General features: G+C 42.8%; 19 protein-coding genes. 16 read left to right on the top strand and 3 right to left on the bottom strand.

Going from position 1 to position 23,318, the window contains the following annotated elements; genetic code table 11:
* Nucleotides 1-99 precede the first annotated feature (99 nt).
* A complete protein-coding gene (locus Q8M62_RS21270; protein ID WP_304900234.1) occupies nucleotides 100-573 on the bottom strand; it encodes a hypothetical protein in 474 nt (157 codons plus the stop codon).
* A 618-nt stretch (nucleotides 574-1,191) separates the two neighbouring features.
* Between Q8M62_RS21270 and Q8M62_RS21265 the strand changes: the two genes are divergently transcribed.
* The 15 genes from Q8M62_RS21265 to Q8M62_RS21195 all read left to right on the top strand — a co-directional run bounded on the left by Q8M62_RS21265 (nucleotide 1,192) and on the right by Q8M62_RS21195 (nucleotide 19,980).
* On the top strand, nucleotides 1,192-1,809 hold the full coding sequence (locus Q8M62_RS21265) for an NADPH-dependent F420 reductase (RefSeq protein ID WP_304900233.1): 618 nt from the start codon (nucleotides 1,192-1,194) through the stop codon (nucleotides 1,807-1,809).
* 418 nt (nucleotides 1,810-2,227) lie between these two features.
* Nucleotides 2,228-2,887 (top strand): ROK family protein, encoded by a 660-nt coding sequence (locus Q8M62_RS21260; protein ID WP_304900232.1) that lies wholly within the window; start codon nucleotides 2,228-2,230, stop codon nucleotides 2,885-2,887.
* A 104-nt stretch (nucleotides 2,888-2,991) separates the two neighbouring features.
* Nucleotides 2,992-4,374 carry a glucose-6-phosphate dehydrogenase gene (zwf, locus tag Q8M62_RS21255; RefSeq protein ID WP_304900231.1) on the top strand — a complete coding sequence of 461 codons (1,383 nt, stop codon included), beginning with the start codon at nucleotides 2,992-2,994 and terminating at the stop codon, nucleotides 4,372-4,374.
* Nucleotides 4,375-5,067, top strand: a complete 693-nt coding sequence (gene pgl, locus Q8M62_RS21250; protein WP_304900230.1) for a 6-phosphogluconolactonase — start codon at nucleotides 4,375-4,377, stop codon at nucleotides 5,065-5,067.
* A 183-nt stretch (nucleotides 5,068-5,250) separates the two neighbouring features.
* The gene (locus Q8M62_RS21245; RefSeq protein WP_304900229.1) at nucleotides 5,251-6,732 is read left to right on the top strand and encodes an acyl-CoA synthetase; all 1,482 of its coding nucleotides are present in this window, start codon (nucleotides 5,251-5,253) and stop codon (nucleotides 6,730-6,732) included.
* An 86-nt stretch (nucleotides 6,733-6,818) separates the two neighbouring features.
* Complete coding sequence (madL, locus tag Q8M62_RS21240) at nucleotides 6,819-7,175, top strand: malonate transporter subunit MadL (RefSeq protein WP_304900228.1); 357 nt, start codon at nucleotides 6,819-6,821, stop codon at nucleotides 7,173-7,175.
* A 1-nt stretch (nucleotide 7,176) separates the two neighbouring features.
* The gene (gene madM / locus Q8M62_RS21235; RefSeq protein ID WP_304900227.1) at nucleotides 7,177-7,935 is read left to right on the top strand and encodes a malonate transporter subunit MadM; all 759 of its coding nucleotides are present in this window, start codon (nucleotides 7,177-7,179) and stop codon (nucleotides 7,933-7,935) included.
* Nucleotides 7,936-8,534: 599 nt separating this feature from the next.
* Nucleotides 8,535-10,703, top strand: a complete 2,169-nt coding sequence (locus Q8M62_RS21230; RefSeq protein ID WP_304900226.1) for a cation:proton antiporter — start codon at nucleotides 8,535-8,537, stop codon at nucleotides 10,701-10,703.
* Between the two features lie 30 nt (nucleotides 10,704-10,733).
* Entirely contained in the window at nucleotides 10,734-11,294 is a 561-nt protein-coding gene (locus tag Q8M62_RS21225) for an AraC family transcriptional regulator (RefSeq protein ID WP_304900225.1), read from the top strand.
* A 133-nt stretch (nucleotides 11,295-11,427) separates the two neighbouring features.
* On the top strand, nucleotides 11,428-13,746 hold the full coding sequence (locus Q8M62_RS21220) for a cation-translocating P-type ATPase (protein ID WP_304900224.1): 2,319 nt from the start codon (nucleotides 11,428-11,430) through the stop codon (nucleotides 13,744-13,746).
* 123 nt (nucleotides 13,747-13,869) lie between these two features.
* Complete coding sequence (locus Q8M62_RS21215; protein ID WP_304900223.1) at nucleotides 13,870-14,082, top strand: heavy-metal-associated domain-containing protein; 213 nt, start codon at nucleotides 13,870-13,872, stop codon at nucleotides 14,080-14,082.
* A gap of 176 nt (nucleotides 14,083-14,258) precedes the next feature.
* Nucleotides 14,259-14,957, top strand: a complete 699-nt coding sequence (locus Q8M62_RS21210) for an ABC transporter ATP-binding protein (protein ID WP_304900222.1) — start codon at nucleotides 14,259-14,261, stop codon at nucleotides 14,955-14,957.
* Between the two features lie 93 nt (nucleotides 14,958-15,050).
* Nucleotides 15,051-16,451 carry a DUF3526 domain-containing protein gene (locus Q8M62_RS21205; protein WP_304900221.1) on the top strand — a complete coding sequence of 467 codons (1,401 nt, stop codon included), beginning with the start codon at nucleotides 15,051-15,053 and terminating at the stop codon, nucleotides 16,449-16,451.
* Nucleotides 16,448-17,770 (top strand): DUF3526 domain-containing protein, encoded by a 1,323-nt coding sequence (locus Q8M62_RS21200; protein ID WP_304900220.1) that lies wholly within the window; start codon nucleotides 16,448-16,450, stop codon nucleotides 17,768-17,770. The genes Q8M62_RS21205 and Q8M62_RS21200 overlap by 4 nt, the downstream gene beginning before the upstream one ends.
* Nucleotides 17,767-19,980 carry a carbohydrate binding family 9 domain-containing protein gene (locus Q8M62_RS21195; RefSeq protein WP_304900219.1) on the top strand — a complete coding sequence of 738 codons (2,214 nt, stop codon included), beginning with the start codon at nucleotides 17,767-17,769 and terminating at the stop codon, nucleotides 19,978-19,980. The genes Q8M62_RS21200 and Q8M62_RS21195 overlap by 4 nt, the downstream gene beginning before the upstream one ends.
* Here Q8M62_RS21195 and Q8M62_RS21190 read toward each other — a convergent pair.
* Nucleotides 19,977-20,948, bottom strand: a complete 972-nt coding sequence (locus tag Q8M62_RS21190; protein WP_304900218.1) for a tryptophan 2,3-dioxygenase family protein — start codon at nucleotides 20,946-20,948, stop codon at nucleotides 19,977-19,979. The genes Q8M62_RS21195 and Q8M62_RS21190 overlap by 4 nt on opposite strands.
* Before the next feature lie 117 nt (nucleotides 20,949-21,065).
* Here Q8M62_RS21190 and Q8M62_RS21185 point away from each other — a divergent pair, with 117 nt between their 5' ends.
* Nucleotides 21,066-22,271, top strand: coding sequence for an acyl-CoA dehydrogenase family protein (locus Q8M62_RS21185; RefSeq protein ID WP_304900217.1), 1,206 nt, complete (start codon nucleotides 21,066-21,068; stop codon nucleotides 22,269-22,271).
* Between the two features lie 171 nt (nucleotides 22,272-22,442).
* Here the strand turns inward: Q8M62_RS21185 and Q8M62_RS21180 are convergent, their stop codons facing one another.
* On the bottom strand, nucleotides 22,443-23,312 hold the full coding sequence (locus Q8M62_RS21180; protein ID WP_304900216.1) for a hypothetical protein: 870 nt from the start codon (nucleotides 23,310-23,312) through the stop codon (nucleotides 22,443-22,445).
* Nucleotides 23,313-23,318 lie beyond the last annotated feature (6 nt).

The following is a 23,318-nucleotide window of genomic DNA, read 5'->3' as shown; positions in this document are numbered from 1 at the left end:
ATGCGCTGTCGGAGGCTTTTTTTTCCATGTTTAATAAAGATTTAGAATGAAACATGGAATAAAAATAACCTTAACACCTCAAAATGAGAATAATACGTCTTAAGGTGAAATGGACTGCCGACGCAGTCGGTTTAGTTCAACAGACATATAGGAAGGGTCGGCGGAGACAATATTCCCCCCTTGCTGAAATCTGGTGATGGCCACTTTCTCCAACAAATCAGTGGATCCGGGGCCTAGCATAATGCAATCTTTGCTAACACCTTCTTTTTCAGCAATCATATCGATCAAAGTCGCTGCATCGCCATGTCCATAGCGGTTACCTTGTGAAATGGACTCCGCAATGGTCTGAATCACTCTAGAAGAAGGACCATAAGGGTTTTCATTTGCATTCAATCTGGCGAGCATCCGGCTTTCATTTATTCCAAACTCCGGAACATATTCGCGCAGCAGGCTTTTACCTGCGTGGTTTACCAAACTACTCGACTTGAAAGCCAAAGCTGGTGAAGCAACTAGCCCACCAGCTATCAGCAAACCGGACTTAAGCCAATCTCTTCTGTTTATTGATTTAATCATAGGATAAATTGATTTGGGTAAATAATTCTTTAAAAGGGTATTAGACACTGTCAGATAAACAAAAGGATAGAACCTGAATTTAAAAGTTCAAAGAGGGAGGAAAAGTGTTCCTCGCTAATCAGGCTATTTTGGGGCTTGGATTCTTTTAAGAATCACTGGTGGATGTGAAGTTAAGTGAAAAATTGAATTGTATGTTTTTAAAAAAACATTTTTTTCAAAAAAAACATTTTTAAAAATTTTTAAGCCTTATTTATTAACCACAATTCTATTTTTTTACATTTTTAAATGAAAAATAGCCTTATTTTTAAATCAAAGATTGTTTTGAACTCAGCAGATTAGAACTCGGATCTTACTTTTCCAAAATTTAAAAATCGAATCTGAAAATTAAAAAACACGGACGTTTTACGCTCATAATCAGCACTTTTTGAATAATCCCCTAAAAGCTGTTCTGGGTTTTGAATACCAAAATTTGTTTTTTAATATCTGGTAAATGGATAATATACTGTTTTTTGATTTTTTTCAAAATAAAATTTTGATAATTTGATATTTTAATTTAGTTTTCGATTGTTATTACTGATTTTCTGGAGTTTAGCTTCATCTTTAAAAAAATCAAATTATATGAAACTTGGAATTCTTGGTGGCACTATGCTGGCAAAAACATTGGGAAAAAAATACCTGGAAGCAGGACTTTCAGTGGTTTTCGGAGTAAGAAACGACTTTGACACAGAATCTCACGATTGGAAAATGCTTAACCTTGTCCGAAACAGAATTTGTCCCTTTGAATCTGCTATTATTCAATCGGAGATTATTCTGATCTGCTGCGACAATAAATACTTGGTCGAAGTCTGTGCTGCTCTTAAAAATGTGGATTTGGATGGGAAATTTATTGTTGACTGCACCAATGCAAACTATGACAAAGTACTCGCAAACAGCAACACACAGTTAATTTCCAAAGCGGCACCAAAAGCTATTCTTTTCAAAGCATTTAACAATTTGGGCATTGATTATCCTAATTCAGATTTTCTGGGAGTAATCAAAGAAACCTATTACTGTGGAGATAGCGAACTTGAAAAAATCCGAATTAAAAGACTCATTGAACTTATCGGATTCCGTGCAATAGATGCAGGGAAAATGGATAATGCCCCCCTTTTGGAGGCTTTCTATCACCTCAGCAAAGAAATCAGCTGGAATAAAAAGGAACACTCCAGCTATCATTTCAAATTGGTTTCGGCCTAATCCTATTTTTTAGATCACCCGTTTATAAAAAGAGTGAGATCGAAAGATCCCACTCTTTTTCATTTTCATTATGTCTGTTTTTTTAAGATGAATGCATTAAAAGCATATATGAAGTGTGAAAAAATAAACATCTGATAAAAAATATATGCTATTGTAAGCCTTAAAGGTGTTTCGCTATACTCTTATATTTCAGAATATAATTTCAAATTTTAAAGTATTGAAGTAGATTAATTTATGACACGCAGTCAATTGGTCTTTAAATTTGGAAAAAACATCTGCTGGGAATTTACTGATTTAGAAATCAGGGCATATTCAGTCCCCTTCAAGCCAAAGGATTGTTTATCTTTATCCATTGATTAAAAAATCCATCTTATTTCATCCTAATCCGTCAAGGCAAAGCCTCAACACCTCAAAACAAATGAAAGTACTGGTAATCGACATCGGAGGATCCAACATTAAAATACTCGCAACAGGCCAACCTGACCGAATTAAAATACCTTCCGGAGATATGTTTACTCCACAACAATTGGTGCCGCTGGTAATAGAAAATGCTAAGGGATGGGAGTATGAGGCGATCTCAATCGGATTTCCGGGTGTGGTGAAAAATGGAAAGATCGTCACCGATCCCGTTAACATGGGCAAAGGCTGGAGAGAATTTGATTTTGCCTCGGCCTTCGGATGTCCTGTAAAGATCATCAACGATGCGGCAATGCAGGCTTTGGGTAGCTATGAAGGCGGAAAATTACTTTTTATGGGCTTTGGCACCGGCTTGGGTACTGCTATGGTGTATGAAGATCTGATTCTTCCTTTGGAAGGCGGACACTTACCTTTTAAGCTCGGAACTTTTGAAACGCACGTAGGCAATGGGGCAATGAAAAAGCTGGGCAAGCCGAAATGGAAAGAGCATGTTTACCAGACTATTGCACATTTCAACCATTGTTTTCAACCGGATCAAATTGTACTCGGAGGAGGAAATTCCAAACTTTTGGACAACATCCCTGACAATTGTCGCTTGGGTTCCAATAAAAACGCATTCACTGGGGGATTTCGACTTTGGGAGAAATCCTATAAATACTAAATCGCTCCCTCCTGGTAAGTCGAATCAAGTTCTGAAAAATAGCTACCAATATCGGCAAACAGGATTCTCTCAACTAAATTATCAACCTAACTCCTCTTTCTTTCATGAGTCAAGTCAAATCTGATGCCTTGGTTTTTTACGGTGCTACCGGCGATCTGGCTTATAAAAAAATATTTCCGGCCCTTCACATGATGGTCAAGCGGGGAAACTTGGATTGTCCGATCATTGGTGTAGCGCGTGGGGATTATGATCTTGAAAAACTTCGGGCTCGGGCAAAAGAAAGTATTGAAAATCACGGTCACTACGAAGAGGAATCATACAGGAAATTTTGCAGTCTTCTCGCCTTTGTGGGCGGCGACTACACCGATCAGGAAACATTTCTTCGAATCAGAAAAGCCTTGGGAAAAGCACAGCATCCAACCCATTACCTTGCTATTCCTCCCGTTTTATTTCCAAAAATCATCGCCCAACTTGAGCAGTCAGGCTGCGCTGATGGTGCCAGAGTAATCGTCGAAAAACCTTTTGGCACTGATCTGCAATCTGCTAAAGCATTGAATAAAATCCTCCTTGGGAAATTTTCAGAAAGCTCCATCTACAGGATTGATCATTACCTCGGCAAAAGGCCGGTTAATAACATTGTCTTTTTCAGGTTTGTCAACTCACTTTTGGAACCTGTCTGGAACAATAAGCATATTGAAAGCATGCAGATCACCATGGCGGAGGATTTTGGTATTCAAGGCCGTGGAGCCTTCTATGATGTCACCGGCGCCATCCGAGACGTGATTCAAAACCATCTTTTTCAGGTACTTTGCAATCTAACCATGGAGCCTCCCAATGGACTCGACAGTGAATCCATCCGAGACGAAAAAGTAAGGGTTCTGAAAGCCATCACTCCGCTCCGCGCTCAGGATGTAATATGTGGACAATACAAAGGATACCTGGGGGAAAAAGCGGTGAAGGAGGATTCAAGGACCGAAACCTTCGCTGCCATAAGGCTGCACATTGATTCCCCGAGATGGGAAGGCGTGCCATTTTACATTCGTGCTGGAAAAAACCTGCCTGCCACCTCGACCGAAATATTGGTGCGGTTTAAGCATCTGACCTCCGCCTATTCTTCAATTGCCACCCAACCCAATCACATCCGATTCCGAATCAGTCCTGACGTCAAAGTGGCTTTTGGAATGCTCATTATGGCGCCCGGTGAGGATATGGCCTCTGTACTATCCGAAGTCCAGGGAAACCCCACTCCTTTTCCCAATGAAAAAGAAGCCTACGAACGTGTCCTCACAGATGCAATGGCTGGAGACCCTACCCATTTTGCCAGACAGGATTATGTGGAGGAAGCTTGGAAAATCGTGGATGAATACTTAGCTCAGGATCATCCCGTCTACTCCTATGATATCGGAACTTGGGGACCTGAGAATGTGAACGAACAAATCAACCCTCCTGGCGGCTGGAATAATCCTGTAGTAAACAAGCACAAATAAATGGAAATCAGAACTTTTCAATCTGCGGATGAAGTCGCAAAAGAAGCAGCAATTTATATCGCAGATCGAATACGGGAGAATGTCGCCCGAAAAGGATCTTTCACCATGGCAATCAGTGGTGGACGTACACCTTGGGAGATGATTAAGGAATTGGCAAAGGAAGATTTGCATTGGGAAAAAGTTTTTTTATTCCAAGTGGATGAACGAATAGCTCCTGATGCCCATCCTGATCGAAATCTCACCCAGCTTTTTAAAGCAATTGAAGGCACAAAACTCGTATTGCGATTAAATATTTTCCCTATGCGGGTGACTGCTAACAATCTCAACGAAGCCTGCGAAGAGTACGCTGACCACATCACACGCCTGACAGAAAATGGGAAATTTGACTTGATACACCTAGGGTTAGGCACCGACGGACACACAGCCTCTCTGGTTCCGGGTGATGCTGTATTAGCAGTCCAAGACAAAACCGTGGCAATCACCGGCGACACCTACCAAGGCAGACATCGAATGACACTCACCTATCCGCTGATCAATCAGGCAGCAAAAATCCTGTGGGTAATTACAGGGGCAGAAAAAGCTGAAATGCTCAACCGATTGCTTCACCAAGACCCCTCGATCCCTGCAGGAAAAATTGATCAGCATCATGCGATTGTACTCACCGAGGAAAGTGCCTCGGTTGAGATTAATTAATAAACAAAAGCTGTCGATATCTATGAGACAGCTTTTGTTCCACTCATTGGTCTTGTTCCAAGGAGTGGTTCACCTTTACCTCTGGAATTACAGGATGAAAAGCCAATACTCATAAATTCAATTCCAGGCGAAAAGGATAAATCTTTAGCTTTACGGAATACCCATAACTGATAGCTGCTTTACATGGACGCTCTTTTTCACCAAGCCTGCCAAAATCCCGCAAAAATTGCCATCGTTGACCAATCCGGCTCATACACCTATCAAGAACTGATCGAAAAAGCCAGAAGTCTTGCTACCTACATACTTCAGGATAAGGAAGACTTGAAGGAGGCTCGCGTTGCCTATATGGTTTCTCCGGGTCTGGACTATGTAGCGGTTCAATGGGGAATTTGGATGGCAGGAGGTATTGCCGTTCCACTTTGCATTACCTATCCTTTCCCCTCACTTCAATATGTCATTGAGGATACTGATGCCGAATTGATTCTGGTGGGACTGGAATATGAGCAGCTTTTACAGCCGTATGCTGAGGACCAATCAAAGCAATTTATTCGGCTAGCTGATGGAATTCCAAATCAAAAAAGTTTCAACTTACCAAGCATCGCTTCACACCGGGGAGCAATGATCTTATATACATCGGGCACCACAAGTTTACCTAAGGGAGTTTTGACTACACATGCTGCGATTGAAGCTCAAGTCAGTACGCTGATTGAAGCATGGAAGTGGACGGCTCAGGACTATACACTTTGCCTTCTTCCACTGCACCATGTCCACGGGATTATCAATGTGGTTTCCTGTTCACTTTGGGCAGGTGCTACGGTTCAGTTTGTTTATCCTTTTGATGCTAAGCAAGTTTTTGAAATATTTTTGGAAGGAAAAGTGACTGTATTTATGGCGGTACCTACTATCTATTTCAAGTTGATTACACAGTTTGAATCAGAGTCAGAAAGGAGACAGGCTGAAATTTCCTCTTGCTTGAAGAAAATGAGATTGATGGTATCGGGCTCGGCAGCGCTTCCTGTATCGGTGATGGAAAAGTGGCAGCAACTATCCGGACACTACCTACTGGAACGCTATGGAATGACTGAAATAGGAATGGCAATCAGTAATCCCTATGAGGGAGAGCGAAGGGCTGGTTATATAGGGCAAGCTCTTCCGGGCGTCAAAATCCGGATTGTCGATGAAAATCAAAAGAACGTACCGGAAGGAGAACCTGGAGAAATACAGGTAAAGGGCCCTTCTGTTTTCAGAGAATATTGGGGAAAAGACGAAGCTACCCGTAAAGCATTTACGTCGGATGGCTGGTTTATGACAGGCGATATTGCAACTGTGGAAAATGGCTACATCAGAATTCTGGGAAGAGATTCTGTCGATATTATCAAGTCCGGCGGGTATAAAATCTCAGCTCTTGAAATTGAAGAATCCCTTCGGAAACATCCTGAAATCGATGATTGCAGTGTAGTTGGACTTGTGGATGAAGAATGGGGTGAATTGGTCGCAGCGGCAATTATTTCAACTGAAAAACTTGACTTAAAAGAATTGAATACGTGGATTAGGGACCGAATGCCCGCCTATAAAACACCAAGAAAATACATTTTTCTAACCGAGCTGCCGAGAAATGCCATGGGGAAAGTGGTAAAGAATGACTTGAAAAAACTCTTCAATTAAATACTTGAAGTCAATAACCCTTAGATTAAATCCATCTACCAAATTTTATTGCCAAATTCAATTCTCACGCCCCAAACCCTCCTGCCGTGATCAAAGGCCTCGCATTTCTTTCGATTTCATTTATTCTTGGCATGTGGACCGGGGAACTGTTGGGTTCATGGCTTGGTATCCATGCAAATGTGGGTGGAGTCGGATTTGCCATGATTTTCCTGATCCTGTCCAAAGAATACTTCACCCGCAGGGGCTGGTGGAAAAGTGAATTGGAATTTGGTATCGAATTTTGGAATAAGCTCTACATCCCGGTGGTGATCGCTATGGCAGCAAGCCTAAATGTCAAATCAGCTATTTCTTCAGGTACCTTGGCCATTTTTGCAGGAATTGTCCCCGTGATTATCGCTTTTGCTGTTTTCTATTTTATGATGAAATCCTTCAAAACCACCTGAAATGGAGGAATTGATAAAAATAATTGACAAAAACGGGCTAGTTGTTGCGTTTTTACTGGTGGGATTGCTCACCTGGCTGACTGACCTTTTTTCCAAAAAAATCCTTAACTCCAGAGTCCCGGGTTCGGCCATCGCCATTTTTCTCGCCTTGGCTTTTGGTTATTTGGGTGGCGTCATCGGAAAAGGAGAAAATGGGCTGGCAGATTTGGGTCTTTTTAAAGGTTTGGCATTGCTGGGGGGATCCATGTTTCGGGACTTCGCCATCGTCGCGACAGCTGTGGGCGCAAGTTTTCTATTGATTCGAAAAAGCGGCTTACTTGGCTTGATTTCGCTCCTTTTAGGCATACTGGTGTTTTTTGTGGCCGGTGTTGCCATGGCTTGGGCATGGGGTTATCGGGATGCGGTAAGCCTTTGCACCATCGGGGCAGGTGCCTGCACTTATATAGTCGGTCCTGTCACGGGCGGTGCGCTTGGTGCTAGTTCTGAAGTAATTGCCCTCAGCATCGGAACAGGTGTGGTCAAAACAATCGCGGTCACCATTTTCACCCCAATTTTAGCCTCAAAAATAGGTCTCAGCACTCCTTCTGCTGCCATGGCATTTGGGGGAATCATGGGCACTTCCAGCGGAGTGGCAGCGGGGTTGGCAGCGACAGATCCTAAATTAGTTCCCTATGGCGCCGTCACAGCTACTTTTTACACGGGTTTAGGATGCTTGGTATGCCCTTCACTATTTTTCCTTATGCTAGACTGGATCTTTTAATTTGGGTCAAAAAGTCTACCATCCTAACTGATGGATAAATTAAGGCTGAAGCAGGTGGTCGGAGAGGATTGGTTCATTTGCTCCAAAAACAAAAATCCGGGCCATCAACCCGGATCTTTGTTTTCATTAAACCAAAATCAATCAAAAAGAAAGTTTTAGCTTTTTTTGATTAATTCTTGATACGATTGAAACTGAATAATGGTACGATTTTTTAGTAGTATTTTTAATGTAACTACATAATTTACTGATATTCAATTATAAAAATCTCATTTTGTGTTTTTCTCCCAAGTCAAATCCCTTGTCATTAGGCAAAGCCATCTAAGTCTTCAAATTTTGAAGGGAGGTTATTTACAGTTTAAGCCGAAATAGCGGATCGGGATTGTAGTTTCTGAAACAGTCTTTTCTCGCAGGTCAATGAGGCTTAAATTAGGCTGGGGTCTATTTTATCAAACGTGTTTTTTCTTAAATTAAATCCTAAAATTTGAGCTTGAACTTTGTGAGTTTTTCGTATGTGAAAACAATAATATTAAAAGATCCTGTGGCATTTTATAAAAGGAAGCGCATAACAACCTAGCTTAGTATCTGGAAAAACATTGACCATGACCTATTCTTTTGTACTCCTAGCTGATTTGAACTTTTCATTACCCTGGGGGAATCCGGTGCTGATTTTTTCTTCCATTCTTTTTATCATCCTTTTTGCCCCGATTATCCTTAATAAATTTAAAATCCCTCAACTCATCGGATTGATCATTGCCGGAGCGGTCATTGGACCCAACGGAATAAATCTCTTGGAAAGAGACAGCAGTGTGGTGTTGTTTGGAACTGTAGGCTTGCTGTATATCATGTTCTTGGCAGGTCTTGAAATCGATTTGGCCGATTTCAAAAAAAACAGCAAAAAGAGTTTGATTTTCGGGATGCTGACATTTTTGATACCCATGACTTTGGGAACATTGACAGGTCTTTATGTTTTGAATTTCCCTTTGAATACTTCGGTTCTCCTCGCCAGTATGTTTGCCTCGCACACATTGATTGCCTACCCGATTATCAGTAAGTTGGGAGTTACCAAAAACAAAGCAGTAAATATTACTGTGGGAGGAACGATGATCACTGATACCCTGGCCCTTTTGGTATTGGCCGTGATTGTTGGCATGACTAAAGGCGAAATCAACTCAGAATTTTGGATTCGCCTGATTGTATCGTTTAGCATTTTCGCTTCAGTGGTCTGGTTTGTTTTTCCCATTTTGGGAAGATGGTTTTTCACCAAAAATTCCGACAACATTTCCCAATATATCTTTGTCTTGGGAATGGTCTTTTTAGCTGCCTTCCTTGCCGAGGCAGCGGGAATTGAAGCCATCATCGGAGCCTTCCTCGCGGGACTTGCACTCAATCGCCTGATTCCTCATACTTCCGCACTGATGAACCGGATCGAATTTGTAGGAAATGCACTGTTCATTCCATTTTTCCTGATCGGTGTAGGCATGTTGATTGACTTTAGAGTCTTTTTCATTGGATGGGAAACCATCACAGTGGCATTGATCATGACTGTTGTCGCTACTTTGGCAAAATTCTTAGCCGCCTTTTTGACTCAAAAAGCTTTTAATTTTTCGGTTGCCCAACGCAATGTGATATTCGGATTGAGCAATGCCCAAGCGGCTGCCACCCTAGCGGCTGTTTTGGTAGGCTACAATATCATTCTTGGTGAAAGCCCGGATGGCCAACCCATCAGATTATTGGGTGAAAGTGTCTTAAACGGAACCATCCTCATGATTTTGGTAACCTGCACTATGGCTTCGTTTGTTGCCCAAAAAGGTGCTATCGCTTTGGCAATTGAAGAGGAGGCGAATAATGAAGAAGAGGATACCGAAGCCCGCCAGGAAAAGATCCTCATTCCGATCAATTATCCTGAGAATATGGAGGAGTTGATCAACTTAGGAATCACTATCAAACAAAAAAAATCAAAAAATTCCCTGCTTGCCCTGAACATTGTCCCCTCTAATGCCAAGGATGAATCCAAAGAAAAAGCAGCGAAAAAATTGCTGGAAAAAGCCTCTGTAATTGCAGCCGGTACAGATAATATTCTCACCGAACTGATCCGCTACGATTCCGATATCATCAACGGGATCACCAGCGTAGTCAAAGAAAACAAAGCAACGGATATGATTCTGGGACTTCACAATCAACGGGACTTATCGGGATCATTTCTGGGTCAACTTACAGAAGGAATACTCAAAAACTGTAACATCACTACATTCATTTATAAAAATTTCCAACCACTCAATACCGTCAACAAATACCTGGTTGTGCTTCCTCCCAATGCTGAAAAGGAAATGGGGTTTGTTTTCTGGCTTCTGAGAATTTGGAACATCGGATCGAATACAGGTGCCAAACTTGTTTTTTATGCTACCGGAGAAACTATTGGTTACATCAAGCAAGTTCAGAAGAGACAGGATCTTCCTGTGGACTACGTTCCATTTGAAGATTGGGAAGATTTCCTGATTATCTCAAGGGATTTGAAAACCAACGATGCTTTAATTGTGGTTTTAAGCAGGAAAAATGGGCTTTCTTATGACCCAATCATGAAGAAGATTCCCAAATACCTTAATAAATACTATCAAACAAATAATTACATCCTGATCTATCCCATGCAGGCGGGTTTTGATCAGGAGATTCCCTCCCATGCAGAGGCTATTTTCACACCTTTTCAAACTCCCGCTGAGCATTATGCCAACTTTAAAACAACAGTTTCCAAGCTTTTCGGAAAAAAGTAATACTCGGTATTTTTAAAAAAAAGACATGTTATGGAAATTTTGATTAAAAATATGGTTTGTCCGCGCTGTATTGAAGCGGTGAAGCAGTCCCTTGACCTGTTGGATATTCCCTATGAATCCATTGTCCTCGGCAAAGTTCAACTGAGGTCCCCACTTTCCATTGATAAAAAAACACGTCTTTCCGCCTCACTTGATGCTAAAGGATTTGAAATTCTGGAGTCAAAAAACTCCGCTTTGATCTCTCAAATCAAATCACTGCTTATCGAACAAATCCATCATGCAGATCAAAACTTGGGCGAGAATTTCTCCACATTTCTTGCAGAAAAGCTGGATCATGAATACACTTCCTTAAGTAGACTTTTTTCCCAAGTGGAGGGAATCACCATTGAGCGGTATATCACCCGACAGAAAATCGAACGGGTAAAAGAGTTACTTTTTTACGATCAACTCAATCTCAGCGAAATCGCTTTCAAGTTGGGCTACAGTAGCGTGGCCTACCTCTCCGCCCAATTCAAAAAAGAAACGGGAATGACCCCTTCCGAATTCAAGCGTAACCATTCAGGCAAAAGAACCAGCCTGGATCAGGTATAATCTCAAACCCGGATTCCAAACTTCCCTGCTTCGCGGCTTCCCTACCTTTTTACCTTCGCATCCATCAAAATTTTATAAATCTCCTACAAAACTTTGTAATAGTCTTGCTGCTTATCCTGCCGTACTTTGTAGCATGGAAATCTCAGAAGCACAAATTCAAAAGCAAACCTTCCCCGTCACGGGCATGACCTGCGCGGCTTGCGCCTCCAGCGTCGAGACCATCCTGCAACATACCGATGGCGTAAAATCCGCCTCAGTCAACTTCGCTACCAACACGGTACAAGTTGAATTTGACGACTCGACCAATCCCGATGCACTGAATAAGGCATTAGAAGATATCGGCTATGGATTGATCATCAGTGACAAGGAAGTAAGTGAATCAGTAAAGGAGGAGCAGGAAAAGAAATATGAAGCCGTAAAAAAGCAAACCATTGGCGCGGCACTTTTGGCCTTTCCTGTCTTTATTTTGGGGATGTTCTTCATGGATTGGGAACCCGGCAGATGGATCAGTTTGGTGCTTTCGATTCCTGTTCTCTTTTATTTTGGAAGCCACTTCTACACGAATGCTTGGAAGCAAGCTAAGCATCGCAAAGCTAACATGGACACACTCGTAGCCTTGAGTACGGGAATCGCCTTTATTTTCTCCGCATTCAACACGATTTTCCCTGAGTTTTGGCACATTCGGGGCATTCATCCGCATGTATATTATGAAGCTGCGACAGTGATTATTGTCTTCATTTCCTTCGGAAAGGTATTGGAGGAGCGAGCCAAATCCAGTACCGGAACCGCGCTGAGGAAACTAATGGGACTTCAGTCTAAAACACTCACACTAATCCGTGAAGGAAAGCCACAGGAAATCAAGATCGAAGAGGTGGCTTTAGGTGATCGAATCCTGATCAAGCCGGGAGAAAAAATACCTGTTGACGGTAAGGTCCTTGAAGGAAGTTCATTCATCGACGAAAGCATGATTAGCGGTGAACCTGTGCCGGTTGAAAAATCAGTCAGTGCCGAAGTCTTTGCCGGAACAATCAACCAAAAAGGAAGCTTGCAGATCGAGGCAGTAAAAGTGGGGGCCTCTACCCTGCTCTCTCAGATCATCAAAAGGGTGCAGGAAGCTCAAGGCAGTAAAGCACCCGTCCAAAAGTTGGTAGATAAAATTGCCGGCATCTTTGTTCCGATAGTGATCCTGATTGCCCTGTTGACATTTGGAGTTTGGATGGTTGTAGGTGGTGAAAATGCCTTTTCTCATGCGCTTCTCGCTTCAGTTTCTGTCTTAGTCATCGCCTGTCCCTGTGCCTTGGGATTGGCCACGCCAACTGCCATCATGGTGGGTGTAGGCAAAGGAGCCGAAAACCAAATACTGATTCGCGATGCAGAAAGTCTTGAGCTTGGACATCGGGTAAATGCCCTGATTTTGGATAAAACAGGAACGATTACTGAAGGAAAACCGGCAGTGGTCAGTATGCAGTGGACAGACTCAGTGAGCAGTGAACAATCCCAGTTTATAGTTGGTAATGGTCAGGATGTAAGTGGTAAACAGTTAGTAGTAAGTAGTATCGTAGACCACCACTTACCTCTCACCACTTACTATTTACAAATCCTTCACTCATTGGAATCCAAATCCGAACATCCCCTTGCCGAAGCGGTGGTCAAATACCTCAAAGAAAAAGAAATCGAAGGAGTGAATATTGAGGATTTTCAGAGTGTCACTGGAAGGGGCGTCAAAGGTAATTTTGAAGGAAAATCCTATTTCGTAGGCAATGAGAATCTGTTGAAAGAAAACCGGATAGCAATTACTCCTGAACTGGAGTCAAGAGCGAAAGAATGGAGTAAGGAAGCTCAAACCGTGATTTGGTTTGCCGATGAAACCCAAGCTTTGGCAATTTTGGGAATCCGGGATCAGATCAAGGCGAGTTCAAAATCTGCCATTCTAAAGCTCCAGAACTCGGGTATTGAAGTTTTTATGCTTACCGGCGACAATCGCCAAACTGCAACTGCCGTGGCTCATGAAGTTGGAATTCGCGACTTTCGGGCAGAGGTGATGCCATCCGACAAATCCCAGTTTGTAAAAAATCTGCAGGAAAAAGGAAAGATCGTGGCCATGGTTGGTGACGGAATCAACGACTCAGAGGCTTTGGCACAGGCGGACGTGAGCATTGCTATGGGCCACGGCTCGGATATAGCCATGGACGTTGCCAAAATCACTTTGATTACTTCCGATTTGGAGAAAATTCCGCAAGCCTTCCGATTGTCGCATTTGACAGTCAATGGAATCAAACAAAACCTCTTTTGGGCTTTTATCTACAACCTGATCGGAATTCCGATTGCGGCCGGAGTACTTTATCCTATCAACGGATTCCTGCTCGATCCGATGATCGCCGGTGCGGCGATGGCGTTTAGTTCGGTTTCGGTGGTGTTGAATAGTTTGAGATTGAAATCAAGAAATCTTTAAAAAATCGATTTACGAACTAAAAAAGTACTCCGACCTGAAAACCAAATTGAGTTAAAATCTAGCAAAGTCTTGTCTTGCATTTAACATCTTGTGTCTAAAATCTTTTATCTAAAATCCAAAAAAATGAAAACTTTAAAATTCAAAACCAACATCCAGTGCACTAACTGCCTCGCAAAAGTAACTCCAAAGCTCGATGAGCAAAGCGACATCCAATCTTGGGATGTTGATCTTCAGGACCCTGAGCGCACGCTTACTGTAAAAACCGAAAATCTGCAAGCAGAGGATATCAAAAAGGCAGTCTTAAAGGCTGGATTTTTGGCAAATTTAATAGAATAGAATTTACCCCTGAAGACGTAGGATTTAAACCTTACGTCTTCTCCCACACGCCCGTAGCTAAATCCTTGCATCTGTCTAACAGACAGCTTTTTTTCTCAAACACCGGGATTTTTTTATTTCTTTTTTGCTTTAGCAATAATATTGCATTTATATTTATGCAACATAATTGCATTTATATGATCTCAATCCAACACGTCAGCAAGCGATTTAAAGACCATTTGGCTTTAAATGATTTTTCTCTGGAAATCCCTGAGGGAGAAATATTTGCCTTACTCGGTCCGAACGGGGCAGGAAAAACTACCACAATAAATCTTCTACTTGGTTTTCTCCAACCCGAGGAAGGAAAGCTCACAGTTGCAGGTTTGGACCCATTTAAAGAAAGTGCTGAAGCCCGAAAAATCATCGGATACATCCCGGAAAATGTCAATCTATATCCCCAGCTAACTGGCTTAGAAAATCTGAAGTATTTCACGCAATTGGCTGGTACCTCCTATTCAGACCAAGAGCTTAAGGAGTTTTTAGCTATTTGCGGATTACAGGAAAATGCAATGACCCGTTCCTTGGAGGGCTATTCAAAGGGCATGAGACAAAAAGTAGGAATTGCCATTGCTTACGCCAAAAAGGCGAAAATACTTTTAATGGATGAACCATCAAGTGGCCTGGATCCATCAGCAAGCAAAGAACTCTCTGACCTGATCCACAAACTATCCAAGATAGGTACTACCATTTTGATGGCTTCTCATGACTTGTTTCGGGTAAAAGAGACCGCAGATCGGATCGGCATAATCTATCAAGGCCAATTGCTGAAAACGCTACAAGCCAGCACTGTGACAGCTAATGATTTGGAGGAAATTTACTTAGGAACTATCGTTTAAACCCAAAATCATTTGGGCTAGAAAATGGCCCCATCCTTCCTCTCTTTCTTTCATCGTTCCTAATAATCCAATTGCCGATTAACTAATTACAAGATGAAAACACTACTACTTAATGAATGGGTGTTACTCAATAGAAACCCATGGTTTGTTGGGCTTGTGCTGGTATTGCTATTAATCTTAGGTTTAACGTCCTATCTCGGCACTGCTGAAACTAAAAAACTGAACGAACTGGAGCTTTCTGCCTCCGCTCATATCAGAGCCCAATGGGACAACCAAGAAGCTGGAAATCCACACAATGCCGCACATTACGGCACTTACTTATTCAAGCCAACAAGTGCCTTGACCGGATTTGACGAAGGAGTAAATGGCGTAGTGGGCAAAACCCTTTACCTCGAAGGACACCGTCAAAATGAAGTTCAATTCAGTGAAGCTTCCCAATCCTTGATGGCCTCACGATTTGGCAAGTTACGTCCTTCACTTTTGCTTCAGCTGATTATTCCTTTGTTGTTGATTTTCATGGCATTCTCTTCGATTAGGTCAGAGCGAGAATCAGATAGAATCCGAATTCTACTGGTACAGGGAGGAGATTTCAGAAGTATCCTTTTTGGAAAAATCATCGCTTATTGGCTATTGAGTATCGTCTTTTTGATTTTCACCTTAGGGTTGCAATTAGTCTTACAATCCAATTTCCTCACGCAGGAGATCATTTTGAGAACAATTTTTATCGGTTTGAGCTATGCTGCTTTTTACTGGATTATCTGCAGTTTCACGGCTTTTCTAAGTGCCAACATGAGGCAAGCAGGCACAGCACTCAGCGTGATGCTGGCTTGCTGGATCGTGTGGGGAGTCTTTTTACCAAAAATCTCAGGCACACTTGCCGAGCAACTCTACAAGCTGCCAACTCGGCAGGAGTTTTCCGCAGGCATGAAAGCTGACCGGGCATCTGGGCTGGATGGGCACAATCCGGAGGAGGAAAAACTTGCCTTCCTGAAAGATTCGGTACTGCGTCAGTATCAAGTGGCCTCCGTCGAGGAATTACCAATCAACTTCGATGGAGTGATGATGCAAGCTGATGAAGAAATCGGAAATGTCGTCTGGGACAAGCACTTCGGTGATCTCTATGCTGTACTGCGAAAGCAAAAAACGGTCACACAAGTCAGTGCGATCCCCAATCCCCTTCAAAGCTTGCAAAGTCTCAGCATGGGACTCAGTGGAACTGACTATTTCCACCACGTGGATTTTATGCTGAAAGCTGAAAGCTATCGCAGAAGCTTTATCAAAGAACTAAATGACAAACAAGCCTACGGAGGAAGTAAAACCGGAGACTGGGAATGGAAAGCAGATCAGGAGTTTTATCAATCACTGGCAGATTTCAGTTATCAATCGATTCCCATGAATCAGCTTTTCAAATCGCTTTGGTCTGATATGCTTATCCTCTTCGGCTGGGTTATCGGAGGTTTTTTATTGATCAATTCTAGCAAATTTCATCTATGAGCTTTTCAAATTATTTGAAGTGGGAATGGATCAGTTTTACCCGATCAACCCATAAAATTATTGCCGTTTTCTTATTTCTTATTGCTGCTGGCTTTGCAATCCGAAATGGCTATGCCCTTCGGGAAAAACAGCTTGCAACGCTTCAAAAGGTAGAAACTGAAGCGAAAGTAATGCGAGAATCAGCATTGGAATGGATCAAAAATGATCAAAAAGGCCCTGAAGATCGGGCTTGGGTCAATGTCCAAACTCCATTCTATGCGATGTGGTATGCCAATCACCACGTCAATAAAACTCCATCACCCCTGATGGTCTACACTATTGGACAAGCTGAGCAGTTTGGCTTCTACAAGCGCGTCAATGTGTGGTCTACTGCCTATGATAGTGATCTGGCAGCTGAAATCAGTAACCCGGAGCGAATTGCACTTGGCGCACTAGATTTCACTTTTGTAATTCTCTTTCTACTTCCACTTTTGCTGATCGTCCTTTGCTTTACAGTAGGCGGATATGAGCAAGATAAGCTAGTCTTCAAATTGATCCGAATTCAACTTGGAACGCAAAGCCCATGGATTTTTGGAAGAATCGTATCCATTGGGATTTTCATCTCACTGCTCCTTATTGTAGTGATTCTTTCTGCTGCACTTGCAACTGGAATATTGAATCAATCAGGTTCATCGCTCTTTCTTTTCATCGGAGTAGTCTTGGCTTATCTCTGGTTTTGGCTGTTCCTGATCATTGGAATCATTCATCTGCAATTGGGTCAAACTTCCCAAGCGATGGCACTGACGATGGTTTGGGTGATTTTTGCTTTGGCGATCCCTGGCGCGGTGCATCAGGCCGCAAGTATCAAGTATCCGAACAATTTGATGGTTGATTTTCTGGACGCAAAGCGGGAAGAGCCTGAAGTAATATATGCCAAAGAATTTGGTGAAATCTGGTCACTAGTCGCTCAAAAAATACCAGAATTAAAATCCTCCAAACTTGGAAACCAGCCCGATAGCTTACTCAACCCGATGGTAAAAGGTGGACTTTATCGAACTGAAATGTCATTTCACATGGCTGAGGTAAGTGAAAAAGTTGAAAAGGGATTTGATGAGAAGAATGCATTTATCAAAAAATCTTATTGGTTTAACCCTATCCTTGGAGTTCAAAACTATTTATTTAAACTGGCTGAAACGGACTATGTTTCCTATCAAAACTACAGAAAGGAAATACAACACAGCAATCTTAAACTCTGTAAATCGCTGATATTGGAGGAATGGAATGAGGAAAAAATCGATGTGGAACGCTTTCAAAAATACGAGGCATTACTCAAGAAATGAAACGTTTCATTTGTTTTGCGTTCTATCTAGGATTTTCACTAGAATCCATATCACAAACAGTCGAAAATTTTCCTCCGCCGGCCAATTCTCCGGAGATTTTTGCCACCAAAACCAACTCAAAAATCACCATTGATGGAAGACTTGATGAACCAGATTGGCAGCAGGCGATTCCAATCGAAGATTTCTTTGCTATGGAACCGAGGCAAGCAGCTCCTGTGAAACACCCTACCTCGGTAAGAATTCTATTCGATGACCAAAATCTTTACATCGGTGCATTTTGTGCAGATAGTTTGGGAAAAAAGGGTGTACGAGTTCAGGATCTTCGCAGGGATTTTATCTATGGAGAAAATGACGTCTTTTACCTCCAGTTAGATCCGCAAAACCTAAGACGCTTCAATGTCAGCTTTCAGGCAACACCCTATGGAAATCAGCGGGATCTTCAGGTCTTTGACGACTCTTTTCGTGATAATGATTGGGATGCCCTGTGGAAAGTCCGGACCACCATCCTGGATTCGGGCTATATCGTGGAAATGGCTATTCCATTTAAGTCCATCCGATACAGCAAACCCGAAAATGAAGCTGATTCAATATCTTGGGGAATTACCCTCGCAAGATTGGCAAGACGGGACTACGAGCAAACCGTTTTTCCTGCGATTCCACAGGCATTTTCTCCATACAGAATGACCTATGCTGCCCAATTGAAAGGATTGGACCTCCCTCCCCCTTCGGTGAATTTCAGGGTTCAGCCTTATGGCTTGGCGCAAACCAGCCAATCCATCAATTCAGCTGGAGAAACGACAAGTACTACTGAATGGAAGGCCGGTGGTGAAATCAAATGGGCAATTACTCCAAGTTCTGTTTTGGATCTTACTTTCAATACAGACTTTGCACAGGCGGATGTGGATCGAGCTGTAAATAATCTCACGCGCTTCAATGTGTTTTTCCCTGAGCGAAGGCAATTTTTTCTCGAAAACAGCGGAATCTACTCCGGGGCTGACAGCCCGGGACTGAAGCCGTTTTTCAGCAGAACCATCGGACTGGCAAATTCCCAATTTAATTCAGATCCAATCCCGATTGATGCGGGAGCGAGATTCACGGACCGAAATCAAAAAAGAACCCTGGCTGGACTCTATGTACATCAGCAGGGTACGGATTTCCAGGCTCCGGTCAGTTTCTCCCTTCTCCGCTATCTGAAAAACTACGGAAAGCAGAACAACATCGGGGTCATGCTCACCCAACGGAATGATGAAAACCAGCCGGAAAAGGGTTTTACAAGCCAGTCTAATACAACGCTGACGCTCGATGGACTGATCCGGCCAAACGACACTTGGACGATAACCTATTTGGCCAGTGCCTCCCGTCAAAACTCCAATGACAGTATCGGTTTTGCAGGGTCTTTTTATGCGGGATGGTTTCCAAACAACTGGTACGCAGGATGGGTCACCCGATTGGTGGATGAAAAGTATTTACCGGGGATGGGTTTTGTCTTTGCCAACAATACTATGTATTCCAATCCTGGAGGATATTACATCTGGAGGCCAGAAAAAGGATGGCTCTCCAAGCACATCAGACGCTGGGATCCGGGATTATTTGTAAACTGGTATCAGACCACTACTACCTTGCAGACTCAGGAACTCAGTGTGGACATTTTTCCGATCTACATTATCACCCGGTCAAATGGCTTGATCACCTATACAGTCTCCCCAACCATCCAAAATTATGATTTTGCTTTCCCGATTCTTGGTCAAAAGATTATTCCAGGTAGGTATGATTTTACCAGACATGCCCTTAGGTATCGCCTGGACCAATCCAAAAAAGTCAGTTTGGACGCACGATTTACATTTGGTGGCTATTTCAATGGGAAGTTGAATACCCTCTCACTCAGCAGTCGGATTGCACCGATTCCGCATATTGCCGCAGAGCTTGGGTATGAACATAATTCTTTCACCGGTTTTGGGGCGGAACTGACAGATTTTACCACTGATTTATTCACCGCAGGAATCCGACTTGCTGCAAATCCAAGGATTCAGCTCTCGGGATTTTACCAATACAATACCTTTGATAAGCAGGCAAGAATCAACTTACGGGGAAGTTGGGAGTTTGCTCCGCTCAGTTTCTTGTACTTGGTTTATAATGAAAGCAATTTTCAGAATACTCCGATTCAAAATCAATCCGGTATCGCCAAAGTGAGCTATTTGAAGCAGTTTTAACTCTTCTGAATTTCATCTCCGAAAATCTCCTTCACTACCCAGCCTTTACCCCATTCTTCCATTTCCTGTTCTGTCCAGAGTTCCGGGAAGAAGATCACTTTCTGAAATCGCGGAGGCAGGTATTTCTGCCAGTTGGTACCCCCGGTAGCGGCAATATCCACAGGGTCACGCTGTAGGTATCGAACAGCAGATTTGTAATGAGCCAAGGGCCAGAACACATTGGCTTTCAGGTCAAACTGCTTCATCAATTCAGTCATGGATTCAGATGGTTTATCCAGTTCCATGTATTTCTGCCAGAGATTTTTCCGCCGATAGGATTCGATCAGCTCAATCAGCTTTTTCCCATATTTCTGTTCAAAATTCTTCAGGGTTAAAGTTTTCTGCCCCGTCGCTAATTCGATTGCTCCCTGCTGCCAATATAGATTTTCAAATAAATCATCAGCAGGAGTGTGGTAATCATATTCGGATCTTTTTCCCAACACGATCAGATGAAACGCATCTGTCGACATCAATTCGATTTCGCGATATTGGGCACTCTGAAAACCCGAAGATGGCAAAAGTGACATTCGGAATTTGAGAAATTGCTCTCGCTCCATTCCTTTCCACATCATGGCAAAGGAACTGATCAAATGATCCAAATACATCAGGATTCGTTCCAGCCTAGCTTTGAAAAAACCCTCCGAAATTGGGTTTTGGTCTGCGATCTGCTCCATTTCAGAGATGATCAGCTTAAAGTATAATTCAGTAATCTGATGGTAGATGATAAAAATCTTCTCGTCTTTAAAACTGGTTTTGGGCTGCTGCAATGATAGCAAAACATCCAAATTGATGTATTCCCAATAGGTCAGGTAATCGGCATAGAGCAGACCTTCAAGATAGGAAAGCATATCCTGACCGGAGGCTTTAAACTTTTCCTGGAGTTGATGTATTTTATCTAAAATCTTCGGATCGAACTGAGCTTCGTGCATGTGGATTTTTTAGTCAAAAAGGTAGTTAATTCAGCAGCTTTCTCCTTAATTTCGGGGCAGCTGCTACTTTCCTTTGCGGCAAAAATGACTGATTCCCAAAAATAAACAAAATATATTATGGAGGCTGTTGAAATCCAGAAATCACTTAAACAAGACCTTTTTGAGGGGGTTGATTTTCTAGACCTTGACGATTTGCTCACGGAAGAGCAGAAACTGATACGTTCATCTATTCGGGATTTTGTCAAAAAAGAAATCTCTCCTTATATCGAAGACTGGGCGCAAAAAAATCATTTCCCCTATGAAATTGTAAAAAAATTCGGTGACGTAGGTGCTTTCGGCCCGCAACTTCCGGAGGAATATGGAGGCGGAGGTTTGGATTATATTTCCTACGGATTGATTATGCAGGAGATCGAGCGTGGAGATTCCGGCATGCGATCCACTGCATCAGTTCAGGGATCGCTCGTGATGTATCCGATATATAAGTTTGGTTCTGAGGAACAGCGAAGAAGATTTTTGCCAAAACTAGCTTCAGGCGAATTTTTGGGTTGCTTCGGCTTGACGGAGCCTGACCACGGTTCAAATCCAAGCGGCATGGTCACCAACTTCAAGGATATGGGTGATCACTACTTGCTCAATGGAGCTAAAATGTGGATATCCAATTCTCCAAAGGCTGATGTAGCAGTTGTTTGGGCCAAAAATGAAGAAGGACGAATTCACGGTTTGATCGTCGAGCGGGGAATGGAAGGCTTTACCACTCCTGAAACTCACGGCAAATGGTCTCTTCGAGCTTCCTGCACCGGCGAGCTTGTTTTTGACAATGTGAAAGTGCCAAAGGAAAATCTACTTCCCGGCAAGTCAGGACTAGGCGCGCCGATGATGTGCTTGGACTCTGCCAGATTCGGAATCGCTTGGGGTGCCATCGGTGCTGCTATGGACTGCTACGAATCAGCAAGAAGATATGCGGCAGAGCGAATTCAGTTTGGTAAACCGATCGGAGGCTTCCAACTGACTCAAAAGAAACTCGCCGAAATGCTTACTGAGATTACCAAAGCCCAACTTTTGGCTTGGAAAGTTGGCAAGATGATGAATGAAGGCAAAGCCAAAACTGTCCACATTTCCATGGCGAAACGGAACAATGTGGAAATGGCATTGAACATCGCGCGGGAAGCCCGTCAGATCCATGGTGGAATGGGAATCACCGGAGAATATCCGATCATGCGACACATGATGAACTTGGAATCTGTGGTGACTTACGAAGGCACTCACGATATTCACTTACTGATTCTTGGACAGGAGATTACGGGATTGCAGGCGTTTAAGTGATAGGATTGGAAGATTTTAAAATTGGAAAATTGGAAGATTTGGGTCAGCGTGAGTTTGGTTGAAGAGTTCGACCCGATGAGTGTCTTCGATTTTAAATTAAAAGTGAGTGGTGACACTCACTTTGCCAATAACGTTTTCAATCTCCCGTCTCCGGTCTTCCGTCTCCCAACTCTACTTCATCTTCCCCGGATTCTCAAGAATCTCTCTCAAATCTTCGGGACTGGTTTTTTGCTTTCCGGTCAAGAGATAAATAACCATCCCTGCATCAGAAGGATCAAACTCCTCTCCTTTTTGCGCGGCTTCCAACCTGGAGTATAACCAGTCCCATGAGCCTTTCTGAAAAGGCTTATCGTCTTTTTTGGAAGAGTTTTTCAGCCAATCATACTTACTTAAACTTGTCTTTAATCCTTCGTAATCTGATCCCCCATTCTGATCGGTGATGTGGTCCAACTGAAGTCCTTTTTTCGCAAATGACTCCTCGATTTTGGCCCAGGTCCATCCTTTATGGGTTTCCCACTCGTAGGGATTATCTGCATGTTCGTCGTTCCAGGTAGAATGCGAAATCAAGCGCACATGCTTCAGTTTGACAGAGTCTGCCTCATTGAGCGCATCACCGATAATATTCATGGGGCCAGCAGCTAGTATTGTCAATGGATCTTTGACCGAACTTTTATTGATCTGCTTGGTCAGTTCTATGACTGCGAAATTAGGGGCAGCCACTGCTTCGATAAACTTGGTTTTTTTGAATCCAAATTTACGGCCCCCGATGAAGGCACTTTCCCGCATTTGTGCATCGGCACCGGGTTTCTCTTTATTGGATCCCCAGGTATGGTCACTGAAGGTATAGACCACCAACTGATCCTGAAGACCTCTTGCGGCAAGTAAGGCAAGACTCATCGGAGTTGCCGCCCAATCGTCCTCATCATGTTCATTTCCATCAGAACTGATTGCAATCCTTCCTTTCGAAAAAGGGATGGTTTGTGCATGTGAAGCATAGAGAAAAGTAAAACATAGGATAATCGAAAAAGAAAGGTTCTTCATTGTATA

The organism is Algoriphagus sp. (assembly GCF_030694375.1).
Taxonomy (GTDB): Bacteria; Bacteroidota; Bacteroidia; order Cytophagales; family Cyclobacteriaceae; genus Algoriphagus.
The sequence above is the reverse complement of the archived record's forward strand: the minus strand, read 5'-3'. Positions and strand labels throughout refer to the sequence as shown.